Origin of the sequence: Streptomyces sp. MS191, assembly GCF_008042125.1 — a bacterium.
Classification (GTDB): domain Bacteria; phylum Actinomycetota; class Actinomycetes; order Streptomycetales; family Streptomycetaceae; genus Streptomyces.
Window position 1 is genome coordinate 1 of sequence record NZ_RDBI01000016.1, and the last position, 4,539, is coordinate 4,539.

Sequence of the window (4,539 nt, forward strand, 5' to 3'; positions counted from 1 at the left end):
AGGCTGGTGGGGACGGCGGAGGGGGTGGCCGAGCTCGTCGCGCCCGAGCTCGTCGGCGTCCCACCGGGCCGTTTGCCGTCGGTTTTCGCCCCTCCGCTCGAACAGCCGGTCAGGATCAGTCCGCCGGCCAGTAAGGCACAGCAGGCGCGCAGCACTCTTCCGTCTCCGTACGCCACAGCTCCCCCACGGTCCTTCACACACTCCCCGAATGGTGAGCAGATCGTACGACGTGGATGGTCAACTGTGGTCGTTTACAACATCATTGGGGCGAAACGATGACGGTCCCGCGACGCGCCTCGTCGTACTTCTCGCGCGCCTCCTCCACGGCCCGCACGCGCCGCTCCGTCCAGCGGGCCAGCTCCCAGACCTGGCGGGCCGCCTCCTCACCGAGGGCGGTGAGGGTGTAGTCGACACGGGGCGGGATGACCGGCTTGGCGTCACGGTGGACGAATCCGTCGCGCTCCAGCGTCTGGAGGGTCTGCGCGAGCATCTTCTCGCTGACCCCGCCGATCTCCCGGCGCAGCTCGCTGAAGCGGTACGAGCGCTCCAGGAGTGCGGCCAGGATCAGCACGCCCCATCGACTGGTGACGTGCTCCAGGACGAGCCGCGAAGGGCACATCGTGTCGTTGACGTCCGCCTTCTTGCCGGCACCCTCACTTACTCCCATGCCAGTACCTTACTTCAAAGTGGGTACTTTCTACTAGTTAGCGCCTGTCGTACGGTGAGTGCGCACCCCGAAACGAACACCTCACCGACCCCACAGGAGAGAACGCCATGAGCATCGTCGTCACCGGAGCCACCGGACAGCTCGGCCGCCTCGTCATCGACGCGCTGCTGACCCGGGTCCCCGCCGGGTCCGTCGCCGCAGTCGTCCGCGACAAGGAGAAGGCCGCCGACCTCGCCGAGCGCGGCGTCGAGCTGCGGATCGCCGACTACGACGCGCCACGGACGCTGGCCGACGCCTTCGGAGCCGGCGACCGGGTGCTCCTGATCTCCGGCAGCGAGGTCGGGCAGCGCGTCGCGCAGCACGCCGCCGTGATCGACGCGGCCAAGGCCGCGGGCGTCGCCCAGCTCGCCTACACCGGCGTCCTCGGCGGCCCGGAGGCCGACTTCGACCTGGCCGCCGAGCACAAGGCGACCGAGCGGCTGATCCTCGACGCCGGACTCCCTTACACCTTCCTGCGCAACGGCTGGTACACCGAGAACTACACCGGCAACCTCGCGCCCGTCCTGGCGCACGGCGCCGTCGTCGGCAGCGCCGGCGAGGGCCGGATCGCCTCCGCCTCCCGCGCCGACTACGCCGCCGCCGCGGCGGCCGTCCTGACCGGCCCGGCCGAGGAGCATCTGGGCAAGGCGTACGAGCTGAGCGGCGACGTGGCCTGGTCCCTCGCCGAGTACGCGGCGGAGGTCGCCCGCCAGTCCGGCAAGGAGATCGCGTACAACGACGTCCCCGCCGGGACGCACCTGTCCGTCCTGACCGGGGCGGGCGTACCGCGGCCCTTCGCCGAGATCCTCGTCGACGTGGACCGGGCCGTCGCACTCGGCGCCCTGGCCCGCCGGACCGGGGACCTGTCGCGGCTGATCGGCCGCCCGACCACCCCGATCGCCGAGACCATCGGGGACGCGCTCGCCCGCGCCTGAAGGTCATGACCGTATCGCGGTACGGACATGACAGCCTGCCCTGTGCGGCGCTACCGTCATCGGAACGGCGCGCGGCACAGGGCAGGAGGTTCGGTGAAGACGGACAACGAGGGACGAGCAGGGCTCCTGTACGGGATCGGCGCCTACGGCATGTGGGGACTGGTCCCGCTCTTCTGGCCGCTCCTGAAGCCGTCCGGGGCGATCGAGATCCTCGCCCACCGGATGGTCTGGTCGCTGGCCGTCGTCGGCATCGCCCTGCTCGCCCTGCGCCGCTGGAACTGGATCGGCGAGCTGCTGCGCAGCCCCCGCAAGCTCGGCATGATCACCCTGGCCGCGGCCGTGATCACCGTCAACTGGGGTCTCTACATCTGGGCCGTGAACTCCGGCCAGGTCGTCGAGGCCTCGCTCGGCTACTTCATCAACCCGCTCGTCACCATCGCCATGGGCGTCCTCCTCCTGAAGGAACGCCTGCGGCCCGCCCAGTGGGCGGCCGTCGGGGTCGGCTTCGCCGCCGTGCTCGTCCTGGCCGTCGGATACGGGCGACCGCCCTGGATCTCCCTGACCCTGGCGTTCTCCTTCGCCACCTACGGCCTGGTGAAGAAGAAGGTCAACATCGGCGGCCTGGAGTCACTGGCCGCCGAGACGGCGATCCAGTTCCTGCCCGCCCTCGCGTACCTGCTGTGGCTGAGCGGGACCGGCACCTCCACCTTCACGGGGCAGGGCGCCGGGCACGCCGCGCTGCTCGCGGCGACCGGCGTCGTGACCGCCGTACCGCTGGTCTGCTTCGGAGCCGCTGCGATCCGGGTGCCGCTGTCCACGCTGGGCCTGCTGCAGTACCTGGCGCCGGTCTTCCAGTTCGGGCTGGGCGTCCTCTACTTCCACGAGGCGATGCCGCCGGAGCGATGGGCGGGCTTCTCCCTGGTGTGGCTCGCGCTGACGATCCTCACCTGGGACGCGATCCGCACGGCGCGGCGCAGCCGGGCCGCCGTCGAGGTGGCGGGCAAGGCCGCGGCCGCACAGGCCGTGGTCGCCACGGCGGCCGGTGCGGAGGCGGTGGCGCACGAGGCCGTGGTGCCCGGGGCCGTGGTACCCGGAACCCAGGCCGCGATGGCCGCCGACACCGACGGCCGGTGACGGCAGGGGCTCGGGCGGGCGGACCCGCGTGACGGACCCACCGGACCCCCGGCGCGATCGGCGCCGGGGGTCCGGTACGCCATGGACAGGTCGGGCGGAGGACGGGGCGGCGGCCGGAGGTCGGAGCCGCCCGCTCGGACCGGGAGCCGGACCCCGAACGCCGAGACCACCGCACCCGGCGGCACCGTGACCACCGGGCGGGGGCTCAGGGCGCGAGGGCGCTCCGGACCCGCGCCATCACGCCCTTCCAGTGGGCCCGCTGACGCTCACGCTCCTCCGCGCTCGCCATGTGCTCCTGGTGGAAGCGGAGTACGGTCCGGCCGTCCCCGGTCGGGGAGACGGTGACCTGGAGGACGGTCCCGCCGTAGCCGAGCCGGATGCGGTCGCCGGGACGGAGGCTGCGCAGCACCCCGTCGCCCTTCACGGGGAGCTCGGCGCCGGGGCCGAGCCAGAGGGCGACACCCTCGGGGCTCACGAGGAAGTCCCAGACGGCCTCGACGGACAGGGGCAGGGTCCTGGAGACGCCGATCTCCCAGCCGGCGTCCCGGGTGAGTCCCACGGGCATCACGCTTCTCCCTCCGGACGGGTCCGGGCCCGGTGGGCCCGGACCTTGTGGCGGTTGCCGCAGCGGTCCATGGAGCACCAGCGGCGACGGCCCGGCCGCGAGGTGTCGACGAAGAGCAGCGCGCAGTTGTCGGAGCCGCACACGCGGATCCGGTCGGCATGGGGGCCGGTGAGCAGGTCGATCGCGTCCCGGGCGAGCGTCGCCAGAAGGCCGGTGCCGGTGGCCCCCGAGGCCCAGGCGCGGGTGCCGTCGGTGGTGATCCGGGCGACGAGCGGGGGGTGCGCCGCGGCCGCGTTGACGATCCCGAGGTCCCGGGGGTCGCAGCGGTCCCAGGCGGCGCCGGACGCGCGGGTCTCGGCGAGGCGCCACAGCGCGTCACGCACGTCCCGTACCGCCGCCAGCTCGGACGCGGTGACGGTGAGATCGAGCCCGGGGGCGAGGCGGCACTCCCGTATCCAGCCCAGCAGCCCCTCGACGCGATCGAGCACCTCGTACCGGGCGGCGACCGGGCCGGGTCCACCGGTGAGCAGCAACTCCAGGCAGAGCGCCCCGGCGTCGAAGCGGAATCGCTGTCCGTCGCGGTGCCGGAGCGTCATTCCGGTGGCGGGTTCGGTCACGTAACCAGTATAAGTGGTTACATGACTCCACTCCACTGGAAGCTTGTGATCGACGCCGCCGACCCGCACGCCCAGTCGGCCTTCTGGGCGGCCGCCCTCGGCTACCGGGAGGAGGACCACAGCGCGCTCATCACGCGCCTGCTCGACATGGGCGCCGCGCCGGCCGAGGCGACGCTGACGGTGCACGACCGCCTCGCATGGCGAGATCTGGCCGCCGTCCGCCATCCGGACGACCCGTACGACCCGGCGTCGGACACCGGCCTGGGGCGCCGGATCCTCTTCCAGCGGGTCCCGGAGGAGAAGTCGGTGAAGAACCGCCTCCACCTCGACCTCCACCCGGCCCCGGACACCCGCGACGCGGAGGTGGAGCGCCTGGAGAAGCTGGGAGCGTCGACCCTGCGCCGGGTGAACGAACAAGGCGGCTCGTGGGTGGTGATGACGGACGCCGACGGCGCTGGCGCGCCGCCATGCGGATCGCCTGGCCCCTTCCCCGAGCCGCCCTCCGAGTGTGAAAAGGCGGGTGGAGGCGACGGGTCAAGGGTGGAGCGAAGCGGAATCGGCGAAGCCGACGCGACGAAGGAG

General features: G+C 72.5%; 5 protein-coding genes and 1 pseudogene. 3 read left to right on the forward strand and 3 right to left on the reverse strand.

The features are described from left to right. Positions 1–259 precede the first annotated feature (259 nt). Entirely contained in the window at positions 260–667 is a 408-nt protein-coding gene (locus EAO71_RS02055; RefSeq protein ID WP_147976033.1) for a winged helix-turn-helix transcriptional regulator, read from the reverse strand. A 107-nt stretch (positions 668–774) separates the two neighbouring features. On the opposite strand from EAO71_RS02055, the gene EAO71_RS02060 reads away from it, so the two are divergent. Both EAO71_RS02060 and rarD read left to right on the forward strand, forming a co-directional pair. Next, positions 775–1,641 (forward strand): NmrA family NAD(P)-binding protein, encoded by an 867-nt coding sequence (locus tag EAO71_RS02060; protein ID WP_147976034.1) that lies wholly within the window; start codon positions 775–777, stop codon positions 1,639–1,641. Between the two features lie 93 nt (positions 1,642–1,734). Further along, positions 1,735–2,775: an EamA family transporter RarD gene (rarD, locus tag EAO71_RS02065; protein WP_147976035.1), complete on the forward strand. Its 1,041-nt coding sequence runs from the start codon at positions 1,735–1,737 to the stop codon at positions 2,773–2,775. A gap of 205 nt (positions 2,776–2,980) precedes the next feature. Here rarD and EAO71_RS02070 read toward each other — a convergent pair whose 3' ends face one another. Beyond that, the gene (locus EAO71_RS02070; RefSeq protein WP_147976036.1) at positions 2,981–3,340 is read right to left on the reverse strand and encodes an SRPBCC family protein; all 360 of its coding nucleotides are present in this window, start codon (positions 3,338–3,340) and stop codon (positions 2,981–2,983) included. Then, entirely contained in the window at positions 3,340–3,936 is a 597-nt protein-coding gene (locus EAO71_RS02075; RefSeq protein WP_147976072.1) for a CGNR zinc finger domain-containing protein, read from the reverse strand. Before EAO71_RS02075 ends, EAO71_RS02070 begins: the two co-directional genes overlap by 1 nt. 42 nt (positions 3,937–3,978) lie before the next feature. Here EAO71_RS02075 and EAO71_RS02080 point away from each other — a divergent pair. Next, positions 3,979–4,410: pseudogene (locus EAO71_RS02080) on the forward strand (VOC family protein); the annotation flags it as partial. Positions 4,411–4,539 lie beyond the last annotated feature (129 nt).